Consider the following 21215-nt stretch of genomic DNA (forward strand, 5'->3'; position numbering starts at 1 on the left):
GCTTCTTCACGGGGATTCGAGCAACCTGTATTGTATCCATGATTCGCGACGTTCGCGCTCCGAGGCGGGGATGCGAAGAGCCGGCGTCGAGGCAGTCTGCGATCAGGCGGCGGAGAGGTACAGGACATGCCGGGGGATAACCCGCTCGATGCGGGACGGGCCGTTTCCGGCGGCCACAGGGATTCGAACGGCAATGCACCCGCAACAGCGGGCTGGCGGCAGCGTAGGCTGACGCGGCCTTTCGGCCGGCTGCTTCTGGCCGCGACATCGCTGACCGCTCTTGCCCTTGTCGATCCGGCGCTGGCCCAGCACACCCCGCAGCGCGGCATTGCCGGGCTGCCGATGGGCGCGTTCGAGGTCATCCAGATGGCCGTCTTCCTGGGCGTCATGGGAGCCGCCCTGCTTTCGGCCGTGGCGCTCATCCGCGAACGCGCCCGCACCTCGGCCGAGAATGTGGAACTGCGCGCGCATATTGCCGATCTCAACGCAACGCTGCAGCGCTCCGATGCGCTGCTCAACCTGCGCGACCAGCGCATCGTCGTCTGGGCCAACGACAATCAGAAGCCGGAACTGGTCGGCGCGCTGCCGGCGGAGGCCGCCGCGCCGGAAGACCGTGCCGCCTTCCTCGCCTTTGGCCGCTGGCTTGCCCCGCGCTCGGCGGCCGCGCTTGATCGCGCGGTGGCGGGCTTGCGTGAAAAGGGCGCGCAGTTCGATCTGATGGTGGAAACCCACAGCGCAACCCCGCTGGAGGTGCAGGGCCGCAAGACGCCTTCGCACACGCTGCTGCGCTTCGTCTCCCTGTCGCAGACGCAGCGCGAGCACGCGCAGCTGAAACTGGAAAACCAGCGCCTTGCTGTCGATTACGACAATATGGTCGGGCTCGCCGACGCGCTGAAGATGCCGTTCTGGCTGCGCAGCGCCGATGGCCGCCTGCGCTGGGTCAACCGCGCCTATGCCGAGGCGGTGGAAGCGGCGACGCCCGAGGCCGTGTTGCGCGAGGGCAAGGAGTTCCTGGGCTCGGCCGCGCGCGAGACGATTGCCCGGCAGCACGCCGCGCATCCCGTTTTCGAACAGACGCTTTCGACCGTCATCGGCGGCGACCGGCGCAAATTCACCGTCACCGATTTCGCCAGTACCGAAGGCGCGGCCGGCATTGCCGTGGACGCCAGCGGCATCGAGGCCATCCGCGAGGAATATGAGCGGCTGGTGCGCAGCCATGCCGACACGCTGGACCAGCTCACCACGCCGGTCGCCATTTTCGACGAGCAGCAGAAGCTGCGCTTCTTCAACCAGGCGTTCCAGAAGCTCTGGGACCTCGATGCCGGCTTTCTTGACAGCGCGCCCGACAATGCGCTGCTGCTCGACCGGCTGCGCAGCGAAGGCAAGCTTGCCGAGCAGCCGGAATGGCGGCGCTGGAAGGAAAACCTGCTCGAAGCCTATCGCGCTGTCGAATCGCAGGAGCACTGGTGGCACCTGCCCGATGGCCGCACGCTGCGCGTCATCGCCAATCCGCAGCCCAAGGGCGGCGTCACCTGGGTGTTCGAGAACGTCACCGAGCGCATCAATCTCGAAAGCCGCTACAATGCCGCCGTGCGCGTGCAGGGCGAGACGCTCGACAATCTCACCGAGGGCGTGGCCGTGTTCGGGCCCGACGGGCGCATCCGTCTCTCCAACCCGGCTTTCGTCAGCCTGTGGGGTCTGTCGTCCGATCTGGTGCAGGGCAACATGCATATCTCGGCGATCCGGGCGCAATGCGACACCCAGGCCAAGGACAGCCCCTGGGCCAATTTCGTTGCCGCCGTCACCGGCTTCGATGAGGAACGCCGCGACGGACGCGGCCAGACCGAGCTGAACAACGGCACGGTGCTGCGTTATGCGGTGATCCATCTGCCCAACGGGCAGGTGATGATCACCTTCGTCGACGTCACCGACAGCGTGAATGTCGAACGCGCGCTGAAGGACAAGAACGAGGCGCTGCAGCGCGCCGACCAGCTCAAGAACGATTTCGTCCAGCACGTGTCCTATGAGCTGCGCTCGCCGCTCACCAACATCATCGGCTTCACCGAGCTTCTGGCGCTGCCGGCCACGGGGCCGCTGGCGCCGCGCCAGCGCGAATATCTGGAACATATCGGCTCGTCCTCGGCGGTGTTGCTGACCGTCGTCAACGACATCCTCGACCTGGCAACCGTCGATGCCGGCATCATGGAGCTCGAGGTCGGTGAGGTGCGCGTGGACCAGACCATCGCGGCCGCCGCCGAACTGGTGTCCGATCGCATGGACGAGCACGGCATCCGCCTGACCATCGACACCGGGCAGGCGCCGCAAAGCTTCCACGGCGATGAAACGCGCATCCGCCAGATTCTCTACAACCTGCTCAGCAACGCGGCCAATTACGCGCCCGAGGCAAGCACCGTCTCGCTCGCCTGCCGTCAGGTAGGGCAGGGCGTGGAATTCGCCGTGCATGACGACGGCCCCGGCATGCCGCCGGAAATCCTCGACACCGTGTTCCGCCGTTTCGAGCCGCGGGTGAATGGCGGCCGCCGCCGTGGCGCGGGCCTTGGCCTGTCCATCGTCAAGAGCTTCGTGGAACTGCATGGCGGCTCGGTGCGGATCGAAACCGGCCAGGATCGCGGTACGACTGTGATATGCCTGTTTCCCAACGTGCCGACCGGCGTTCGCCAGGCGGCGGAGTAGATGACCGAAACGGTTTTCGAGCGTTTCCTGCCGGATGAACCGGCGACCCTTCGTCTGGGCGAGGATCTGGCGCTGGCCTTGCGGCGCGGCGACGTGCTGGCGCTGCATGGCGACCTCGGCACCGGCAAGACGACGCTGGCGCGCAGCCTCATCCGGGCGCTGGCCGGCGATCCTGAACTGGAAGTGCCGAGCCCCACCTTCACGCTGGTGCAGGTCTATGAGGGGCGGCTGCCGATCCAGCATTTCGACCTCTACCGCCTGTCGTCGGAGGAGGAACTGGACGAACTCGGCTTCGATGACGCGCTGGAGCAGGGTGCGGCTCTGGTGGAATGGCCGGAAAAGGCGGGCAACCGCATGCCGGCGAGCGCCACCCGCGTCGAGTTGACCGAGGAAGGCACCGGCCGCCGCGTCCGTATCGTCGTGCCGGATGCCGGTGCTGCTACGCGTTTTGCGCGTTCCTTCGCCATCCGTGATTTTCTGGAACGTTCCGGCTGGGGCGAGGCCGCGCGCTCCTATTTCACGGGGGATGCCTCGGCGCGCGCCTATGAGATCGTTGCGCGCGAAGGCCATGCGCCGCGCGTGCTGATGAACTCACCCGAGCTGCTGCTGGGGCCGCCCGTGCGCGACGGCAGGGCCTATGCCGAGATCGCCCACACCGCACGCACCGTCGCGGCCTTCGTCGCGCTTGATCGCGCGCTGCACGAGGCTGGCGTCAGCGTGCCGGAAATCCATGCGCAGGATCTTGAAAATGGTTTCCTGCTGATCGAGCATCTCGGCGCGCAAGGCTTTCTGCTCGATGGCAAGCCGGTTGCGGAGCGCTATGTGGCCGCCGCCGAACTGCTCGCCATGTTGCACGGCAAATCATGGCCGGATCGCATCGAGGTTGCGCCCGGCGTCGTACACACGGTGCCGCCTTTCGACCGCGACGCCATGCTGATCGAGGTCGAACTGCTGCTCGACTGGTATGTGCCGGCGGTAACGGGCAAGCCGGCCGATGCCGGATTGCGCAAGGAATATGTGCGCCTCTGGAATGCGGTGATCGACCGGCTGGAACACGCCGAGAAAGGCCTCGTGCAGCGCGACTTCCATTCGCCCAATATCATCTGGCGTGCCGAGCGCAGCGGTTTCGACCGGCTCGGCATCATCGATTTCCAGGACGCGCTGATCGGCCCCGCGGCCTATGACGTCGCCTCGCTCGCCATGGACGCGCGCGTGACCGTGCCCGAGAAGATCGAGGCGGCCGTGACAAAAACCTATGTCGCGGCGCGGCAGGCCGCTGGCGGGTTTGACGCGGAAAGCTTCGCCGAGGCCTATGCCATCATGGCCGCGCAGCGCAATTCCAAGATCCTCGGCATCTTCGTGCGGCTCGACCGGCGCGACGGCAAGCCGGACTATCTGAAACACTTGCCGCGCATCCGCGACTATCTGCGCCGTGCACTTGCCCATCCCGCCCTTGCCGAACTGCGCGATTTCTATCAGGTTCACGGCTTCATCGAGGACGCAAAGCTTTGACCGATCGCATGCCCAAAAACGCCATGGTTCTTGCCGCAGGGCTCGGCAAGCGCATGCGGCCGCTGACCGAGACCATGCCCAAGCCTCTGGTGCGTGTGGCCGGCAAGACGCTGCTGGACTGGGGGCTGGACAGCCTCGCCGAGGTCGGTGTGGCGAAGGCGGTGGTGAACGTCCATTATTTTCCGGAGCAGATTGTCGCCCATGTGGCCGGTCGCAGCCGGCCGGCCGTCGTGATTTCGGATGAAAGCGGGGGCTTGCTCGATTCGGCCGGGGGCATCGTCAAGGCGCTGCCGCAACTCGGCGCCGACCCCTTTCTGGTCATTAACGCCGATACCTTCTGGATCGACCGCGACCGGCCGAATCTCGAGCGCCTCGCCCTTGCGTGGGACGCGGCGAGTATGGATATTCTGCTTATGCTTGCGGATTTCTCTTCGGCAACTGGCCACAGCGGCGGCACGGATTTCCTGGCCGACCCCGACGGCAGGCTGCGTCGCGCGGCCGGTGATCCCGCCGGCATGATCTATGCCGGCGCCGCCATCATGCACCCGCGTGTCTTCGCCGCCGCCGACGCAGCGCCGCATTCGCTCAACCTTTACTTCGACCGCGCCATCGCCGCGGGCAGGCTCCATGGCATGAAGATGGAAGGCCGCTGGATCACCGTCGGCACCCCCGATGCCATCGCGCCCGCGGAAGCGGCGGTCGCCGATGCCGTGGCGCAGGACGCATGAGCGGGCACACCGTCCTCCCCCGCCTGTTTTCCATTCCGCCTGCTGCCGCCTTTTTGCCGACGCTGGCGCAGAGCCTGATCGACGGCCGTCTGATCCCCGATTTCCGTTTCGACGGCGATCCGCTGGCGCTGGCAGATGTCACCATCTATGTGCCGACGCGCCGCGCCGCGCGCGAACTGCGCAGCGTTTTCGTCGAAAAGGCGAAAGGCGGCTCGGCCATCCTGCCGACGATCCGGCCGCTCGGCGAATTCGACGAGGACGAGGCTCTGTTCGCGCCCGAAGGCGCTGGCGAGTTGGACTTCGCGCCGCCGATTGCGGCCATCGACCGGCTGCTTCTCCTGGCTCCTCTGGTGCGCAACTGGAAGCGGCGGCTGCCGGCCCATGTCGCAAGCCTGTTCGAGGAGGAAATCGTCGTCCCGGCCTCGGCCGCCGATGCGGTGTGGCTGGCGCGCGATCTGGCCGGGCTGATGGACGAGATCGAGACCGAGGGCTCGGACTGGTCGCGGCTACATGATCTGGTGTCCGGCGACCTCGCCAACTGGTGGCAGGTGACGCTGGATTTCCTCGAAATCGTCATGACCGCCTGGCCCAACCTCCTGGCCGAGCTCGACCGTTCCAATCCGGCCGCGCACCGCAATGCGCTGATCCGGCTGGAGGCGGAGCGGTTGCGGCAAAGGCCGCCGCGAGGGCCGGTCATCGCCGCCGGCTCCACCGGCTCCATCCCCGCCACCGCCGAGCTTTTGGCGGCCATCGCGCGGCTGCCGCGCGGCGCGGTGGTGCTGCCCGGCCTCGACCGGAGCATGGACGAGCGCTCCTGGTCGGTCGTTTCGGCGGAAACCTTGCCTGCCGCCGTGCTCGGCCACCCGCAATATGGCCTGGCCAAGCTGTTGAAAAAGATCGGCATTTTGCGTGGGGACGTCGAGGAGATCGGCGCGGTCTCGCCGGCACAGGCGCTTCGCGATGCGCTGGTCGCGCAGGCCCTGCTGCCGGCAGAAACCACCGACGCCTGGGCCGGCCGGCGGGCAGGGGTTTCGGAGACGGATGTTGAAAGCGCCTTTGCCGGCGTGACACTACTCGAAGCCGCCAGCGAGCGCGACGAGGCGGTGGCGATCGCGCTTGCCTTGCGCAAGGCGATTGCCGATCCCGGCCACAAGGCGGCGCTCGTCACCGGCGACCGCAACCTCGCCCGCCGCGTCTCGGCCGAGCTTTTGCGCTTCGGCATCCAGGCCAATGATTCCGGCGGCACGCCGCTCGCCAACACGCCGCCCGGCGCGCTGCTGCGCATCATGCTGCAGGCGGCATTCCGACCGGGCGATCCGGTTTCGGTGCTGTCGCTGCTGAAGCATCCGCTGCTGTCGCTCGGCTTGGAGCGTCGGCACGTTCGGCACGCCGCCGAGACCATCGAACTGGTGGCACTGCGCGGCGGCACCGGCAGGCCGGATGTCGCCCATCTCGGAACCCTGTTCGAAGAGCGCCTTGCGGGACTGGCCGGGGAGGCACGAAAACCGTTCTGGGAAACGCGCCTGACCGAAAGGCGGCTCACCGACGCCCGCGCCGTGCTCGCCCGGCTCGACGAGGCGCTGGCCCCGCTGGTCGCCTTCCGGGGTGAGAGCGAGGTGGAGCTTTCGGCCATCGTCCGCGCCACCGTCATCGTGCTCGAAGCGCTTGGCCGCAGTGCCGATGGCAGCCTGACCGAACTTTACGGCGGCGAGGCGGGCGAAAAGCTGGCCGACTTGCTGCGCGGGCTGGTGGCCACCACCGCGCCCTTTTCCTTCGCGGCCGACGAATGGCCCGATATTGCCGAGGCGCTGGTCGCGCCGGAGGTGGTAAAGCCTGCGCATGGCGGCGATGGCCGCGTCTCGATCTGGGGCGCGCTGGAAGCCCGCCTGCTCAGCGTCGACACGCTTATCGTCGGCGGACTGAACGAGGGCGTGTGGCCGCGCAAGGCGCAGGCCGACCGCTTCATGTCGCGGCTGATGAAGACCGGCATCGAGCTGGAGCCGCCGGAACGGCGCATCGGCCAATCGGCGCATGATTTCCAGATGGCGCTGGGCACGCCGCAAGTGATCCTGACGCGCTCGGCGCGATCGGGTGATGCGCCGGCTGTGCCCTCGCGCTGGCTGCAGCGCATTTTGACCTTCGCAGGACCGGCCACGGCTGCCGCCATGCGCGCGCGCGGCGAGGAGTTGCTAGGCTGGGCGCGCGCGCTGGATGCCGGCCCGCAGATCCCCTTCGCCGAACGCCCGCAGCCGACCCCCCCGGTGGACGCCCGACCGCGTCATTTCTCTGTCACCGAGATCGAGACGCTGCGCCGCGATCCCTATGCGATCTATGCCAAGCGTATCCTCAGGCTGATGAAGCTGGAAGAGTTGGTGCGCGATCCCGGCGCGGCCGAGCGCGGCACGCTGTTCCACGACATCATGCAGCGTTTCACGAGCTCAGGCATCGATCCGAAGGCGGACACCGCGCTCGATGTGCTGCTCGACGCCGGCCGCGCCGCCTTTGCCGAGGCCGCGCTGCCGGAAGACGTGCGCGCCGTGTGGTGGCAGCGCTTCGAGAAGCTGGCGGAAAACATCATCGTGTGGGAGCGCAGCCGCGCGCTGGGGACAAAGGCCCGCCACCCGGAAGCACGCGCCGAAAAGACACCCGTGGGCGCTTCGGGCGTGACGCTGTCCGGCTATGCCGACCGCGTCGACCTGCTTGCCGCCGGCATGGCCGACATCATCGACTACAAGACCGGCTCCTCGCCCTCCAAGGCGCAGGCGCACACGCTGCTGGCCCCGCAGCTTGCGCTGGAAGGCGCGCTCCTGAAGCGCGGCGCGTTCCATGACCTTGGATCGCTGCAACCGGCGGACCTCGCCTTCGTGCGCTTTAAGCCCAATGGCGAGGTGTTCGAGGAATCGATCCTCGACTACAACCGCAAGCCCCGCCCGGCCGGCGATCTGGCGGAGGAAGCCTGGCATCGGCTGGAGGAGCTTCTGCAGCACTACAACCGCGCCGGGACCGGCTATCTGTCGCGCGCGCTGCCGTTCCGCGAGGGTGAAACGGATGGCGACTACGACCATCTGGCGCGGGTGCTGGAATGGTCTGCCGGCGGCGACAATGCGGGCGAATCCGGGGGCGAGGAATGAGGAAGATCTTTTCCGTTCCCACCGAAACCGTCGAGCGGCAGGCCAAGGCCGCCGATCCGCGAAATTCCGTCTGGGTGTCGGCCAATGCCGGCTCGGGCAAGACGCATGTGCTGTCGCAGCGTGTCATCCGGCTTTTGCTGGAGGGCACGGACCCGTCGAAGATCCTGTGCCTTACCTATACGCGCGCGGCCGCCGCCAACATGTCCAACCGCGTCTTCGGCAATCTGTCGAAATGGACCATGCTGGATGACGAGGCCCTGCGCGCCGAGATCGAGAAGCTGGAGGGCCGCGCGCCCAGCGCCGAAAAGCTGCGCCGCGCGCGCCGGCTGTTTGCCGAGGCGCTGGAAACGCCGGGCGGGCTGAAAATCCAGACCATCCACGCGTTTTGCGAATCCGTGCTGCACCAGTTCCCGCTGGAAGCCAACATCGCCGCTCATTTCCAGATGCTCGACCCGCTGATGGAAGAAACGCTGTTCGCCACCGCACGGCGCGAAATGGTGACGGGCGCGGTCGCCGCCGACCATCCCGAGCTTGCCGAGGCCTTTGCCATGGTGCTGGAGCGCGGCGGCGAGGCAGGGCTGGATGCGCTGCTTTCCGAGATCGTCGCCAAGCGCGACGGCCTGCGCGCCTTCATCGACGTCATCGGCCACGAACCCGACTATCCGACGCTGTTCGAGGAGTTCGGCTTTTCGCCGGACGACACGGCCGACGGCATTGCCGACTCCATCTGGCCGCTGCCCGGTTTCCCGGTCGATGTCTTTACGGAGTTCGCGCTGGCCGCCGAGGCCGTCGATGCGCGCCGCGCGCTGGACAGCATCATTCCCGATGCCGCGCGCGCCTTCGAGGAGCGCGACCCGATCGCGCGGCTGAAACTGCTCGCCAAAGGGTTCTTGAAATCCGACGGCGACCCCTACGACCCGGTAAAGACCTTCAAGAAGGCGCTGCATGACCGCATGCCGGATTTGGCCGAGCGCTATTCGGCCGCCGCCGCCGCGATCGTCGCCACGTCCGATCGGCTGGCCATGTTCCGCATGCTGGAAGGCACGCGCGCCGCGCTCACCATCGCAGACTGGCTGATCGGCCGCTACGAGCGGCTGAAGACCGGGCGCGGCTTTCTCGACTTCAACGATCTCATCACCCGCACCGTGCGCCTGCTTGCGCGGCAGGATGCCGGCCCCTGGGTGCAATACAAGCTCGACAAGGGGATCGACCATATCCTGCTCGACGAGGCGCAGGACACCAGTCCCGACCAGTGGGAGGTGGTGAAGCGTCTGGCCGAAGAGTTTTTCGCCGGTTTTGGCGCACGCGACAATGTTCACCGTACTGTTTTCGCGGTGGGCGACGAAAAGCAGTCGATCTATTCGTTCCAGGGTGCCGCGCCGGAATCATTCGCCCGCACCGGCCATGAATTTTCGCAGCGCGTGCGCGCCGCCAACGGCAATTTCGAACCGGTCAAGCTCACGCTCTCCTTCCGCTCCACCGACGACGTGCTGCAGGCCGTCGACACCGTGTTTGCCAGCGAGGAAACGCGGCGCGGCATCACGCTCGACCCCGGCCCGGTGCAGCACAATGCCATCCGCGCCGGCGCGCCCGGCTATGTCGAGGTCTGGCCGTCGATTGGCGCGGACTTGGCGGAAGAACCCGACGACTGGACGCAGGCCATCGACCACGCGCACGCACCTGCGGTGCGCGTTGCCGAAAACGTCGCCGCCACCATCCAGAACTGGATCCGCTCGGGCGAGATCATCGAGGGCAGCGGCAAGCTCCTGTCGGCCGGCGACGTTATTGTCCTTGTGCGCAAGCGCGATCGCTTCGTCCATGCGCTGGCGCGCAGCCTGAAGAACCGGGGCATCGCGGTGGCGGGTGCGGATCGCCTCAGCCTGCCGGGCCATATCGCGGTGAAGGACCTGATGGCGCTCGGCCGCTTCCTCATCCAGCCCGAGGACGATCTTTCCCTTGCCGCGATCCTCAAAAGCCCGATCTTCCGGCTGAGCGAGGACACGCTGTTCGATCTCGCCTATGGGCGCGCGCCCGGCGTATCGCTCTACACCTCGCTGCGCCGCAAGGCCGAGGATGCGCCCGAACTGGCAGCGGTGACAAAACGACTGGAGGACTGGGCGACCGAAGCCGCCTACAGACCGGTGTTCGAATTCTATTCGGCTCTTCTCGGCCGCGATGGCGCGCGCAAGGCGATGATTTCGCGGCTGGGACAGGACGCCGGCGACATTCTCGACGAGTTCTTGTCATTCTGCCTTGCCGAAGAGCGCACCGGCCTGCCGGGGCTGGAATCCTTCCTCGCCACGCTGGAAAGCGCCGGCCCCGAGATCAAGCGCGAGATGGACCAGACGCGCGACGAGGTGCGCATCATGACCGCGCATGCCTCCAAGGGCCTCGAAGCGCCGGTTGTGTTCCTCGTCGATGGCGGGGCCACGCCCTTCAGTGATCAGCACCTGCCGCGCCTGATGCCTTTCGAGGCCAGGGGCGAAGAACTGCGCCGGACGAAGGGCTATCTCTGGCGCTCGGGCAGCGACGTGAAGAACCTGTATTCGCAGGCCATGTCCGACACGCTGAAGGAGCGCGCCGACGACGAATATCGCCGGCTGCTCTATGTCGGCATGACGCGCGCCGAGGATCGATTGATCGTCTGCGGCTATCACGGCAAGCGCGCGCCGAACCCGGCCACATGGCATGCGCTGGTCAGCAAGGCGCTGATCGCGTCGGGCAAATGCGAGGAGCGCGCACATCCCGTTGCGCCGGACATTTTTGTCCATCGTTTTCGCGTCACGCCACTGCCGGCCGTCCAGCTCATGGCCGAGCCACCGGTCGAAAAGGAAGTGGAGCGGTTGGCGGTAATTCCGCCGGAATTGTTGAAGCCTCTCAGCGCCGTGGAGGTTCTGCCGCGCCCGCTGTCACCTTCCGGCGCTTCGGCGCTCATCGAGGAAACGCCCGAGCCGGTGGTTTCCACGCGCTCGCCGGTGCTCGACCCGGAGATCGAGCCCGGCTTTGCCATCGCGCGCGGTCTGGTGCTGCACAAGCTTTTGCAGATGCTGCCCGGAATGGCCGGGGAGGACCGCAGCGCTGCGGCCCTGCGCTATCTGGCGCGCACGGGTGCATCATGGAAGGACGAGGAACGGCAGGCGCTGCTTTCCTCGGTCGAGGCGATACTGGCGTCGCAAGATTTCGCGCCGCTGTTCGCGCCCGGTTCGCGCGCCGAAGTCGCGATCATGGGCAGCGTGACCGTCAAGGGCAGGGAACGCACGGTTTCGGGCAAGGTCGACCGGCTGGCCGTCACGGCCGAGGAGGTGCTGATTGTCGATTACAAGACCAACCGCCCTGCGCCCGCCTCGTTCGAACAGGTGCCGCTCGCCTATGTCACGCAGCTTGCGCTCTATCGCGCGCTGCTGAAATCGCTCTATCCGGACCGGCGTGTCGCGGCTGCGCTTCTGTTTACCGAAATCCCGGCCTTGATCCGGATTCCCGAGGCTGCGATGGACGATGCTCTTGCTCGACTCAGCGCGTCGTGACACAAACTCTGCTTGAAGGCCCGCAGGGCTGGCACCATATATAGCGCGACTTCTTACCCCGAAAGGATTTCATCATGGCCACGGTCAAGGTCGACAAGAGCAATTTCAAGTCCGACGTGCTGGACGCTGACGGTCCGGTCGTCGTGGATTTCTGGGCCGAATGGTGCGGCCCCTGCAAGATGATCGGCCCGTCGCTGGAAGAGATTTCCAACGAGCTCGCCGGCAAGGTGAAGATCACCAAGCTCAATATCGACGAGAACCCGGAAATCGCCGCGCAGTACGGCGTGCGCTCCATCCCGACCCTGATGATCTTCAAGGGCGGCGAAGTGGCCGACATCAAGGTTGGCGCGGCACCCAAGACCGCTCTGTCGAGCTGGATCGGGGGCGCCGCCTGATCCTTCCCGATCGCGATTGAAAGCCCGGCCTCACGCCGGGCTTTTTTGTTGGCGTCCGGTTTTTCCGGATCTGGCACTCGGCAACGTGCGGTTCCCGCGCTTTCATGGGCGGCGAAGCAAAAAAAGGAGTAGCCAGTGTCCACACCCGCCAAGCCAACCGTTTTCATCGACAATGACCGGGTCGTCGTCACCGAATGGCGCTTTGCGCCCGGCGCGAGCACCGGCTGGCATCGCCACGGCCACGACTATGTCGTCGTGCCGCTGATGGACGGCAAGGTGAAGCTTCTGACGAAGGATGGCGAAACGCTCGCCGAGATGAAGAAGGGCGTGCCCTATTACCGCTCCGAAGGCGTGGAGCACGACGTCATCAACGCCAATGACGGCGAATATGCCTTCATCGAGATCGAGCTGAAGTAACCGGGCCTCACACCGGCGGCGTGCCGTTTTCGGCCAGAACCGCCCCGGCGAGATAGAGCGAGCCGCCGATGAGGATGCGCGGCGGCGGCTCGGAGTGATCCCAGGTGTCGCGCAGCAGCATCAGCGCATCCGCCACCGAATTGACCGGCTCGGCCGACAGTCCCGCCTCGGCGGCACGCACCGCCAGTTCGGCATTGGGCACACTGGCGTCGCTGAAAGCGCCCGTCACCGTGTAGACATGCCGCGCGATGCCCTTGAAAGCGCGGAAATAGCCGGTCTGGTCCTTGGTGTTGATCATGCCGCAGATCAGGAACAATGGCCGCGCGAATTTTTCTTCCTGCTCGGTCAGCGCCTCGGCGATCACCAGTCCCGCGCCGGGATTGTGGCCGCCGTCGAGCCAGATTTCCGAGCCTTCGGGCGCAAGTTCCGTGAGCTTGCCCTGCGGCAGGCGCTGCATGCGGCCCGGCCAGCTTACGGTGGTCATCGCCTTGTCGGCGGCGTGTTCGCCAAGCTCGAAGCCGCCCGCGCGGATGGCCGCGATGGCGGCTGCCGCATTGGCATATTGATGGCGGCCTGGCAGACGAGGCGGGGTCAGGTCCATCAGGCCCGATTCATCCTGGTAGATCATGCGGCCATGCTCTTCCAGCGCCACGAAATCCTGCCCGTAGATGGTGAGCGGGCAGCCGAGGCGTTCAGCCGTCTCGACCAGAACCTCGCGCGCCGCATCGTGTTCCTGCGCGCCGACCACCACCGGGCGGCCGGGCTTGATGATGCCTGCCTTCTCGGCCGCGATCAGTTCGACGCGGTCGCCGAGATAGGCCTCGTGATCGAGCGAGACAGGCATGATCAGCGAAACCGCCGGTTTCTTCAGCACATTGGTTGCGTCGAAGCGTCCGCCAAGCCCCACCTCGATGATCGCCGCGTCGGCCGGATGCTCGGAAAACAGCAGGAAGGTGACGGCGGTGAGGATTTCGAAAACCGTGATCGGCTGGTCTTCATTGGCTTCGGCCGCGCGTGCGATGGCGTCGGCCAGCACCTCGTCCGCGACGAATTTGCCGCCTCCTTCGGCCCCCAGCCGGTAACGTTCATGCCAGTTCACCAGATGCGGCGAGGTGTGGACATGGACGTGGTAGCCCTCGGCTTCCAGCAGCGCGCGCGAGAAGGCGGCGGCCGAACCCTTGCCATTGGTGCCGGCGATATGAATCACCGGCGGCAGCCGGTCCTGCGGATTGCCGAGGCGGTCGAGCAACCTCGTTACGCGCTCCAGCGAAAGGTCGAAGCCTTTCGGATGCAGCGTCATCAGATGCTCGATCCGGCGATCGGCGAGAAGCGTGGAGGTCAATGGACCCTCCTGCATGCAACGGTTGGAGGAAGAGCCGTATCGCGTCAGGCGTGAGGCCGTGCTTCGCCGCGCAGCGCGGCGGGCGCGGGAATGGCCTGTGCGGTTTCAGCCTCGGCCGGCATCTTCATCAGCATCTTCAGAAGCCGCGACACCGTTTCCTTCATCTTCAGGCGCGACACCACCATGTCGACCATGCCGTGCTCCATCAGATATTCGGAGCGCTGGAAGCCGTCAGGCAGCTTTTCACGAATGGTCTGCTCGATGACGCGCGGCCCGGCAAAGCCGATCAGCGCGCCGGGCTCGGCGATGTGCACGTCGCCCAGCATGGCATAGGAGGCGGTGACGCCGCCGGTCGTCGGATTGGTCAGCACCACGATATAGGGCAGGCCGGCTTCCTTGAGCCGGTCCACCGCCACGGTGGTGCGCGGCAGTTGCATCAGGGACAGGATGCCTTCCTGCATGCGCGCGCCACCGGACGCGGCGAACAGGATCAGCGGCCGGCGCTTTTCGACCGCCGTTTCGAAGGCCCTGACGATGGCGTCGCCAGCGGCCATGCCGAGCGAACCGCCCATGAAGGCGAAGTCCTGCACGGTGACGACCACCGGCAGTCCGTTGATGGTGCCCTGCGCGTTGAGGATCGCGTCTTCCAGGCCGGTCTTGGCCTTGGCGTCCTTCAGCCGGTCCACATAGCGCTTCTCGTCGCGGAATTTCAGCGGATCGACGGGAACCCTGGGGTTTTCGATCGTCTCGAACTCGCCGTCGTCGAAGAAGAATTTCAGCCGCTCGCGCGCCGAGATCTTCATGTGATAGCCGGAGGCCGGGATGACGAACTGGTTCTCTTCCAGGTCCTTGTGGAAGACCATTTCGCCGGTCTCCGGATCCTTGATCCAGAGATTGTCCGGCATTTCACGACGGCCCAGCATCGAGTTGATCTTCGGGCGAACGAAATTGGTGATCCAGTTCATGGCATCCATCCCTGTGATGTCGAAGACATGGGAATATTATCGGGCAACGGCAAGGCGAGACGAGCGAACGCCCTGCGAAAGTCCGTTGACCAGCGTCGCCACGGCCTCGGCCGGATTGGCGGTCATCTCGCCCTTCGGCCCGATGACATTGGCGATCGCGTTGACGATTGCGGTGCCGACGACGACGCCGTCGGCGGAAGCCCCGATGACGCGCGCCTGCTCGGCCGTCTTCACGCCGAAGCCGACGCAGACCGGCAGGTCGGTGTGGTCCTTGATGCGGGTCACGGCGGCGGCAACCTTGTCGGTGTCGGCCAGTGCCGAGCCGGTGATGCCGGTCATCGACACATAGTAGACGAAGCCGGACGTGTTCTGCAGAACCTTGGGCAGGCGGTGGTCGTCGGTGGTCGGGGTGGCGAGGCGGATGAAGTTGACGCCCGCCTTGAGCGCCGGAATGCACAGTTCCTCGTCCATTTCCGGCGGCAGATCGACCACGATCAGCCCGTCGATGCCGGCTTCCATGGCATCGGCAAGGAAGCGGTCGACGCCATAGATGTAGATGGGGTTGTAGTAGCCCATCAGCACGATCGGCGTGTCGTTGTCGCCCGCAGCACGGAAGTCGCGCGCCATCTGCAGCGTCTTCTTCAGGGTCTGGCCGCCCTTCAGCGCGCGCAGGCCCGCCGCCTGGATCGCCGGGCCATCGGCCATCGGGTCGGAGAAAGGCATGCCGAGCTCGATCACGTCCGCGCCTGCCTTGGGCAGCGCCTTCATGATGGCGAGCGAGGTGTCGTAGTCCGGGTCGCCGCCCATGAAATAGGTGACGAGCGCCGGGCGGCCTTCGGCCTTGAGCTTTTCAAAGCGACGGTCGATACGGGTGCTCATCGTCAGATCTCCATGCCCAGCATACCGGCAACCGTATGCACGTCCTTGTCGCCGCGGCCCGAAAGGTTGACGATCATGATCTGGTCCTTGGCCATGGTCGGCGCGATCTTCATCGCATGCGCGATGGCGTGGGCCGACTCCAGCGCGGGGATGATGCCTTCCACCCTGGTCGTGAGCTGGAACGCCTCCAGCGCCTCGTCGTCGAGGATCGGCACGTAGTCGACGCGGCCGCTGTCGCGCAGCCAGCTGTGCTCCGGCCCGACGCCCGGATAGTCGAGGCCGGCCGAGATCGAGTGGCCGTCGAGGATCTGCCCGTCCTCGTTCTGCAGCAGATAGGTGCGGTTGCCGTGCAGCACGCCGGGCTTGCCGGCATTCATCGAGGCGCAGTGCTCCACGCCCTCGAGGCCGCGCCCGCCGGCTTCCACGCCGATGATCTTCACGCTGCGGTCGTCGAGGAAGGGGTGGAACAGGCCGATCGCGTTCGAGCCGCCGCCGACGGCGGCGATGATGACGTCGGGCAGGCGGCCTTCCTGCTCCAGCATCTGCGCGCGGGCTTCCGTGCCGATCACCGACTGGAAGTCGCGCACCAGCTCGGGATAGGGGTGCGGGCCGGCGGCGGTGCCGATCAGGTAATAGGTGTCCTCGACATTGGTCACCCAGTCGCGCAGCGCCTCGTTCATGGCGTCCTTCAGCGTGCCGTGGCCGGAGTTGACCGCGCGCACCTCCGCGCCCAGCATCTTCATGCGGAACACGTTGGGCTTCTGCCGCTCCACGTCGGTGGCGCCCATATAGACGATGCAGGGATAGCCGAAGCGCGCCGCGACCGTGGCCGAGGCGACGCCATGCTGGCCGGCGCCGGTTTCGGCGATGATGCGCTTCTTGCCCATGCGCTTGGCAAGCAGGATCTGGCCGAGGCAGTTGTTGATCTTGTGGCTGCCGGTGTGGTTCAGGTCCTCGCGCTTGAAATAGATCTTCGCGCCGCCGAGATGCTTCGTCAGGCCTTCGGCATAGTAGAGCTTGGACGGGCGGCCGGCATAGAAGGTCGACAGCGCGGTCAGTTCCTCGCGGAAGGCAGGATCATCCTTGGCTTCGTTCCAGTGCTTTTCCAGGTCGAGGATCAGCGGCATCAATGTTTCGGCAACGAAACGGCCGCCGAAAATGCCGAACATGCCCTGCTCGTCGGGGCCGGTGCGGAAGGAATTGGGTTCTGCCGGCTGGTTCACGGCCGATCTCCTAATACGGGTTCGAGCATGCCCGGCGGGCGGATTCCGCCTTTCGGACATGCTCCGGGATGGTTTCAGGCGGCACGGTCGTCGGTTGCGACGCGCACGGCCCGAAAGAAATTCTCGATCAGCGCCACGTCCTTGACGCCCGGCGCGCTTTCCACGCCCGACGAGATGTCGATGGCGGGCGGATCGGCAAGCCTGAGGGCGTCGCCGACATTGGCGGCATTGAGGCCACCCGAAAGCATGTAATCGCAGCCAGCGTCAAGGCCTGCCAGCACGCGCCAGTCGAAGGACACGCCGTTGCCGCCCGGAAGCTCGGAGCCCGCCGGCGGCTTGGCGTCGAACAGGAAGCGGTCGGCAAGCCCGCGATAGGGCTCGATCGCGGCGAGGTCGGCGGCTTCGCGAATGGCAAAGGCTTTTATCACGGGCAGGCCGTAGCGCTGTTTCACGGCCGCGACACGTTCCGGCGTTTCCTTGCCATGCAGTTGCAGCATGTCGGGCGCCATCGCGGCGACGATCTCGTCCAGCGTCGCATCGTCGGCATCGACGGTCACGGCCACCGCCCTGGCGCGGCCGCTTGCCGCCTGCCGCAGCCTTGCTGCCTCGTCGGGGGTGATGTGGCGCGGGCTCTTGGGAAAGAAGATGAAGCCGATATGGCTCGCGCCGCCCGCAAGCGCCGCGGCGACGGCCGCGTCAGTCTTCAGGCCACAGATTTTGATGTCGAGTGCCATGCGAGGGGAGTGCCACGAAATGGTGGCGAAGTCGAGGAAAGAGTGCGTGAGAGGGATGAGCGGACAGGGAGCAGGAAATAGCAATAGGGAATAGCCAATAGCGAATAGCGAATAGGGAGGAAGTGAAAATGGCTTGACGGGCTACCGCAACCGCCAACCCTCGCTACTCGCTACTCGCTACTCGCTACTCGCTACTCGCTACTCGCTACTCGCTACTCGCTACTCGCTACTCGCTACTCGCTACTCGCTCATTCGAACACGATTGCCTGAAGGGCCGTGCCGTTGCGCTTCAGCCAGGCCTTGCAGCGGTCGGTGTCGGGGCAAAGCTCCTCGCAGAGCTGCCAGAAGCGGGGGCCATGGTTCATTTCGCGCAAGTGCGCGACCTCATGGGCAACGAGGTAGTTTATCACCGGCGGCGGCGCCATCATGATGCGCCAGGAAAAGGACAGCGCCCCGTCGGACGTGCACGAGCCCCAGCGGCTCGACGTGTCGCGAAAACGGATCGTCTTCGCCCGGCGGCCAACGGTCGTGCAGTGCCTTTCCACCAGCGCCTCGATGTCGCGCTTGGCCTCGCGCTTGAGGAAGTCGGCCACGCGGCGCGGCAGATGCGCAAGCTCGCCATGCACGGTCAGCGTCGGGCCGCTGGCGTCACGGCCGATTTTCGTGGTGCCGCGCTTGTCCGGCTCGTGGACGATGAGGTGCGGCACGCCGCGGACCGGCACCTTGATGCCGGGGCGCACCTGCGGCCGGTCGGGAATTTTCGCCAGCCGCTGCTCCAGCCATCCCTGATGCCGGTCGAGGAAGCGTTCGACCTCACCGCGCGCCAGCCCCGGCGGCACGGTGATGCGCAAGCCCCGCCCGCCGGCGTCGATGCGCAGCGTCAGCCGCGTGGCGCGGTCGTTCTCGACGATGCGCAAGGGCAGGGTGCGGCCCGAAACCGTATGCTCGCGCTGCTGCACGGGCGAGGACGCGGGCGAGGACGCGGGCCGGGACTGCAATGTCTTCAGGAAAGCGAACGGCATGGGGCGAACATAGGTGATTCGGCGTCGAACTCGATCTGTCCGGGCCCGGAAATCCGGGGATTGCCAAAGTGCCGGAGGAGCAAGTCTGCAATGTCAGACCAATCAAAAACGGCGCCGCAGATAGCGGCGCCGTCGAAATGTGAGGCAGGGACGGATCAGGCTTCCCCGGCCACTCCGGGGCCGGACTTGCCGCGCCTGGTGGTCGGCGCCGTCGCGCGATTGCGGTTCGCCATGAAGCGGTCGAACTCTTCCTGGTCCTTGGCGCGGCGCAGTTCGCGCATATAGTCGTCGAATTCGGCCAGGGTCTCGTCGAGCTTGCGGCGCTCTTCGGCGAGGCGCTCAAGTTCCTTCTCGCGCCAGTCGTCGAAAGCCACGTTGCCGGTGCGCGAGTTCGCGCCGTAGCTGGCCTTGCGGCAGCCGGCGAAAATGCCGTCGGTCGCCTTGTTGACGTTGCGCTTGAAGCCGTCAAGCCGGTCGCCCCAGATGATATAGGCAAGCATGGCCAGGCCCAGCGGCCAGAACACCATGAAGCCGATCACCATCAGCGCGATGGTTGCCGGCGTCCAGGCCGGGCGGATCAGTGCAGTCGTGTTCATGTTCTTCCGGTTCCTTCGGTTCGGGGGCAGCCTACCGGGCTGCTCCTCAACGACATGGGAACGAAAAAACGGCGATTCAAGGCGATTTCAGCGAAAACCGGACAAGCGGCTGTCAGGCCATGCGTTTTTTGAGAACCTTTGCCACATCGAGCCCCAGCACCAGCATGCCGGCGACAAGGCCCCAGAAGGCCGCGCCGATGCCGAGCATGGTAAGCCCCGAGGCGGTGACGGCGAATGCCGTGGTGGCGGCCATGCGTTCGTGCTCGTCCTTCAGCGCAATGGTCAGCGCATTCGCCAGCGGCGCCATCAGCGCCAACCCCGCCACCAGCACGATCAGGCTCTGCGGCAGCACGGCGAAGATGGCGACCAGCGACGCGCCGAACAGCGCGAACACCAGATAGGCCAGCGCATAAAAGGGGCCGGTCTTCCAGCGCTCGGCCGGGTCGGGGTGCGCATCGGGGCCGGTGCAGATGGCTGCCGAGATCGCCGCCAGATTGGTGGTGAGCGCGCCGAAGGGCGCGGAGATGAGCGAGAACAGACCGGTCACCGAAATCAGCGGTCCGGGTTCGGGGTGGTATCCGGCAGCCCGCAGCACGGCGAGACCGGACAGGTTCTGCGAGGCCATGGTGACCAGATAGAGCGGCACCGCCAGCCCGACGATCGCGGAGGTGGAGAAGGTCGGCGCAATCAGCGTCAGCGTCGAAAGCTCCGGTGCCGGCAGCCCGCCGACGCGGCCGGTCAGAAATGCCAGCGCCCCGCCGCCCACCAGCACGGCCAGCACCGACAGCGCCGGATTGAACAGGCGGATGACGAAGAAGGCAGCGACCAGAGGCAGGATCAGCAGCGGATCGACGGGAATGGTCCTGGCCGCGTTGATGGCAAATGTCACCACGATGCCGGCCAGCATGCCCGAGGCGACCGAGGCGGGAATGCGCGAGATCAGCCGCGTCAGCGGCCGGAACAGGCCGGTGACGATCAGCAGGACGGCCGCCACGATGAAGGCGCCGACCGCGTCGCCCATGGTGAAGCCGGAGCTTGCCGCCACCAAAGCGGCGCCGGGTGTCGACCAGGCGGTGATGACCGGCATTTTTGTCCGCCAGCTCAGCCATGCGGTTTCCAGCGCCATGGCGAGACAGATGGCCGTCACCCAGCTTGCCGTTTCGGCGCGGCTGGCGCCCACCGCGTCGGCGGCGGCGATGATGAGAGCCAGCGTGCCGCCGAAGCCGACGATGGCCGCGACGAAGGCCGAAACCGGGACCGAAAGCCGCATTTGCTACCCCGCCGCCTGCCCGCTGATCGCCTCCACCGCGCGCGTGAGCATGTCGAGATCCTGCGGCCGCGACAGGCGGTGGTCGCCGTCCGGGATCAGCGACAGCGTCACGTCATCGGCGGGCATCAGGCTGACGAGCTTCAGCGCATGGGTGTGTGGCACGTCCGGATCGACCAGCCCCTGCAGCACATGCACGGGGCAATGCGTGTCGATGGGGCCGCCCATCACCCGGTTGGCGCGACCGTCCTCGATCAGCGCGCGGGTGTAGACATAGGGCTCCGGCGAATAGTCCGAAGGCACCTCGAAATAACCCTTTTCGAGCAGGTCGCGCCTTTGGGCCTCGCCGAGTTCCGGCTCCATCAGTTCCACCGTGAAGTCGGGCGCGGGCGCCAGAAGCACCAGCCCGGCGATGCGCTCGCCTTCGCCGGCCTTGCGCAGTTCCTCGATCATGCGCAGCGCGATCCATGCGCCCATGGACGAGCCGACGAGGATTTGCGGCCCGGTGGTGAAGCGGCGGAACACGGCAAGGCTCTCGGCCAGCCATTTCGAGATGGTGCCGTCGGCGAACCTGCCGCCGGATTCACCATGGCCGGAATAGTCGTGCCGCACGAAGGCGCGGCCGTTGCGCGCGGCCCAGCCGGCCAGCGTCTCGGCCTTGGTGCCGCGCATGTCGGACAGGAAACCGCCCAGCCACACCACACCGGGGCCGGTTCCGTCCTGGCGCAGCACGGCGATCGCGGTGCCGTCGAGGTCGAGAAATTCCGGTGGCGTGTCGGTCATGTC

16 protein-coding genes are annotated in these 21215 nt (G+C 66.3%); 7 read left to right on the forward strand and 9 right to left on the reverse strand.

The annotated features are described in order from the left end of the window. Positions 1–126 precede the first annotated feature (126 nt). The 7 genes from C7441_RS17725 (at position 127) to C7441_RS17755 (ending at position 12401) form a co-directional block, all read left to right on the forward strand. The gene (locus tag C7441_RS17725) at positions 127–2694 is read left to right on the forward strand and encodes a sensor histidine kinase (protein WP_109614017.1); all 2568 of its coding nucleotides are present in this window, start codon (positions 127–129) and stop codon (positions 2692–2694) included. After that, positions 2695–4206: a tRNA (adenosine(37)-N6)-threonylcarbamoyltransferase complex ATPase subunit type 1 TsaE gene (gene tsaE, locus C7441_RS17730; protein ID WP_109614018.1), complete on the forward strand. Its 1512-nt coding sequence runs from the start codon at positions 2695–2697 to the stop codon at positions 4204–4206. It abuts the gene before it with no gap. Between the two features lie 8 nt (positions 4207–4214). Beyond that, positions 4215–4934 carry a nucleotidyltransferase family protein gene (locus tag C7441_RS17735; RefSeq protein WP_109614042.1) on the forward strand — a complete coding sequence of 240 codons (720 nt, stop codon included), beginning with the start codon at positions 4215–4217 and terminating at the stop codon, positions 4932–4934. Beyond that, positions 4931–8065 (forward strand): double-strand break repair protein AddB, encoded by a 3135-nt coding sequence (gene addB, locus C7441_RS17740; RefSeq protein ID WP_109614019.1) that lies wholly within the window; start codon positions 4931–4933, stop codon positions 8063–8065. The genes C7441_RS17735 and addB overlap by 4 nt, the downstream gene beginning before the upstream one ends. After that, complete coding sequence (addA, locus tag C7441_RS17745) at positions 8062–11589, forward strand: double-strand break repair helicase AddA (protein ID WP_109614020.1); 3528 nt, start codon at positions 8062–8064, stop codon at positions 11587–11589. Before addB ends, addA begins: the two co-directional genes overlap by 4 nt. Before the next feature lie 74 nt (positions 11590–11663). Further along, the gene (trxA, locus tag C7441_RS17750; protein ID WP_109614021.1) at positions 11664–11984 is read left to right on the forward strand and encodes a thioredoxin; all 321 of its coding nucleotides are present in this window, start codon (positions 11664–11666) and stop codon (positions 11982–11984) included. 135 nt (positions 11985–12119) lie between these two features. Further along, entirely contained in the window at positions 12120–12401 is a 282-nt protein-coding gene (locus C7441_RS17755; protein ID WP_019170931.1) for a cupin domain-containing protein, read from the forward strand. Positions 12402–12408: 7 nt separating this feature from the next. Here C7441_RS17755 and C7441_RS17760 read toward each other — a convergent pair whose 3' ends face one another. The 9 genes from C7441_RS17760 to C7441_RS17800 form a co-directional block, all read right to left on the reverse strand. Then, a complete protein-coding gene (locus C7441_RS17760; RefSeq protein WP_244916193.1) occupies positions 12409–13701 on the reverse strand; it encodes a bifunctional folylpolyglutamate synthase/dihydrofolate synthase in 1293 nt (430 codons plus the stop codon). Positions 13702–13787: 86 nt separating this feature from the next. Then, the gene (accD, locus tag C7441_RS17765; RefSeq protein WP_026060136.1) at positions 13788–14708 is read right to left on the reverse strand and encodes an acetyl-CoA carboxylase, carboxyltransferase subunit beta; all 921 of its coding nucleotides are present in this window, start codon (positions 14706–14708) and stop codon (positions 13788–13790) included. A gap of 36 nt (positions 14709–14744) precedes the next feature. Continuing rightward, on the reverse strand, positions 14745–15587 hold the full coding sequence (trpA, locus tag C7441_RS17770; protein ID WP_109614023.1) for a tryptophan synthase subunit alpha: 843 nt from the start codon (positions 15585–15587) through the stop codon (positions 14745–14747). 2 nt (positions 15588–15589) lie between these two features. Further along, entirely contained in the window at positions 15590–16810 is a 1221-nt protein-coding gene (gene trpB / locus C7441_RS17775; RefSeq protein ID WP_109614024.1) for a tryptophan synthase subunit beta, read from the reverse strand. Between the two features lie 74 nt (positions 16811–16884). Then, positions 16885–17544 carry a phosphoribosylanthranilate isomerase gene (locus tag C7441_RS17780; RefSeq protein WP_109614025.1) on the reverse strand — a complete coding sequence of 220 codons (660 nt, stop codon included), beginning with the start codon at positions 17542–17544 and terminating at the stop codon, positions 16885–16887. Between the two features lie 248 nt (positions 17545–17792). Next, positions 17793–18566 (reverse strand): M48 family metallopeptidase, encoded by a 774-nt coding sequence (locus C7441_RS17785; RefSeq protein WP_109614026.1) that lies wholly within the window; start codon positions 18564–18566, stop codon positions 17793–17795. A gap of 155 nt (positions 18567–18721) precedes the next feature. Continuing rightward, positions 18722–19162, reverse strand: a complete 441-nt coding sequence (locus C7441_RS17790) for a DUF2852 domain-containing protein (protein ID WP_109614027.1) — start codon at positions 19160–19162, stop codon at positions 18722–18724. A 112-nt stretch (positions 19163–19274) separates the two neighbouring features. Next, positions 19275–20432 carry a benzoate/H(+) symporter BenE family transporter gene (locus C7441_RS17795; RefSeq protein ID WP_109614028.1) on the reverse strand — a complete coding sequence of 386 codons (1158 nt, stop codon included), beginning with the start codon at positions 20430–20432 and terminating at the stop codon, positions 19275–19277. Between the two features lie 3 nt (positions 20433–20435). Then, positions 20436–21212, reverse strand: a complete 777-nt coding sequence (locus C7441_RS17800) for an alpha/beta hydrolase (RefSeq protein ID WP_109614029.1) — start codon at positions 21210–21212, stop codon at positions 20436–20438. Positions 21213–21215 lie beyond the last annotated feature (3 nt).

The organism is Pseudaminobacter salicylatoxidans (assembly GCF_003148475.1).
GTDB lineage: Bacteria > Pseudomonadota > Alphaproteobacteria > Rhizobiales > Rhizobiaceae > Pseudaminobacter > Pseudaminobacter salicylatoxidans.

Bases quoted from the DNA above. Each gene is read 5' to 3' on its own strand.
- C7441_RS17790 (WP_109614027.1), bottom strand. From the start codon at position 19,162: ATGAACACGACTGCACTGATCCGCCCGGCCTGGACGCCGGCAACCATC.
- trpA (WP_109614023.1), bottom strand. From the start codon at position 15,587: ATGAGCACCCGTATCGACCGTCGCTTTGAAAAGCTCAAGGCCGAAGGC.
- C7441_RS17760 (WP_244916193.1), bottom strand. From the start codon at position 13,701: ATGACGCTGCATCCGAAAGGCTTCGACCTTTCGCTGGAGCGCGTAACG.
- C7441_RS17725 (WP_109614017.1), top strand. From the start codon at position 127: ATGCCGGGGGATAACCCGCTCGATGCGGGACGGGCCGTTTCCGGCGGC.
- C7441_RS17795 (WP_109614028.1), bottom strand. From the start codon at position 20,432: ATGCGGCTTTCGGTCCCGGTTTCGGCCTTCGTCGCGGCCATCGTCGGC.
- C7441_RS17785 (WP_109614026.1), bottom strand. From the start codon at position 18,566: ATGCCGTTCGCTTTCCTGAAGACATTGCAGTCCCGGCCCGCGTCCTCG.
- tsaE (WP_109614018.1), top strand. From the start codon at position 2,695: ATGACCGAAACGGTTTTCGAGCGTTTCCTGCCGGATGAACCGGCGACC.
- addA (WP_109614020.1), top strand. From the start codon at position 8,062: ATGAGGAAGATCTTTTCCGTTCCCACCGAAACCGTCGAGCGGCAGGCC.
- C7441_RS17735 (WP_109614042.1), top strand. From the start codon at position 4,215: ATGCCCAAAAACGCCATGGTTCTTGCCGCAGGGCTCGGCAAGCGCATG.
- C7441_RS17800 (WP_109614029.1), bottom strand. From the start codon at position 21,212: ATGACCGACACGCCACCGGAATTTCTCGACCTCGACGGCACCGCGATC.
- addB (WP_109614019.1), top strand. From the start codon at position 4,931: ATGAGCGGGCACACCGTCCTCCCCCGCCTGTTTTCCATTCCGCCTGCT.
- trxA (WP_109614021.1), top strand. From the start codon at position 11,664: ATGGCCACGGTCAAGGTCGACAAGAGCAATTTCAAGTCCGACGTGCTG.
- C7441_RS17780 (WP_109614025.1), bottom strand. From the start codon at position 17,544: ATGGCACTCGACATCAAAATCTGTGGCCTGAAGACTGACGCGGCCGTC.
- accD (WP_026060136.1), bottom strand. From the start codon at position 14,708: ATGAACTGGATCACCAATTTCGTTCGCCCGAAGATCAACTCGATGCTG.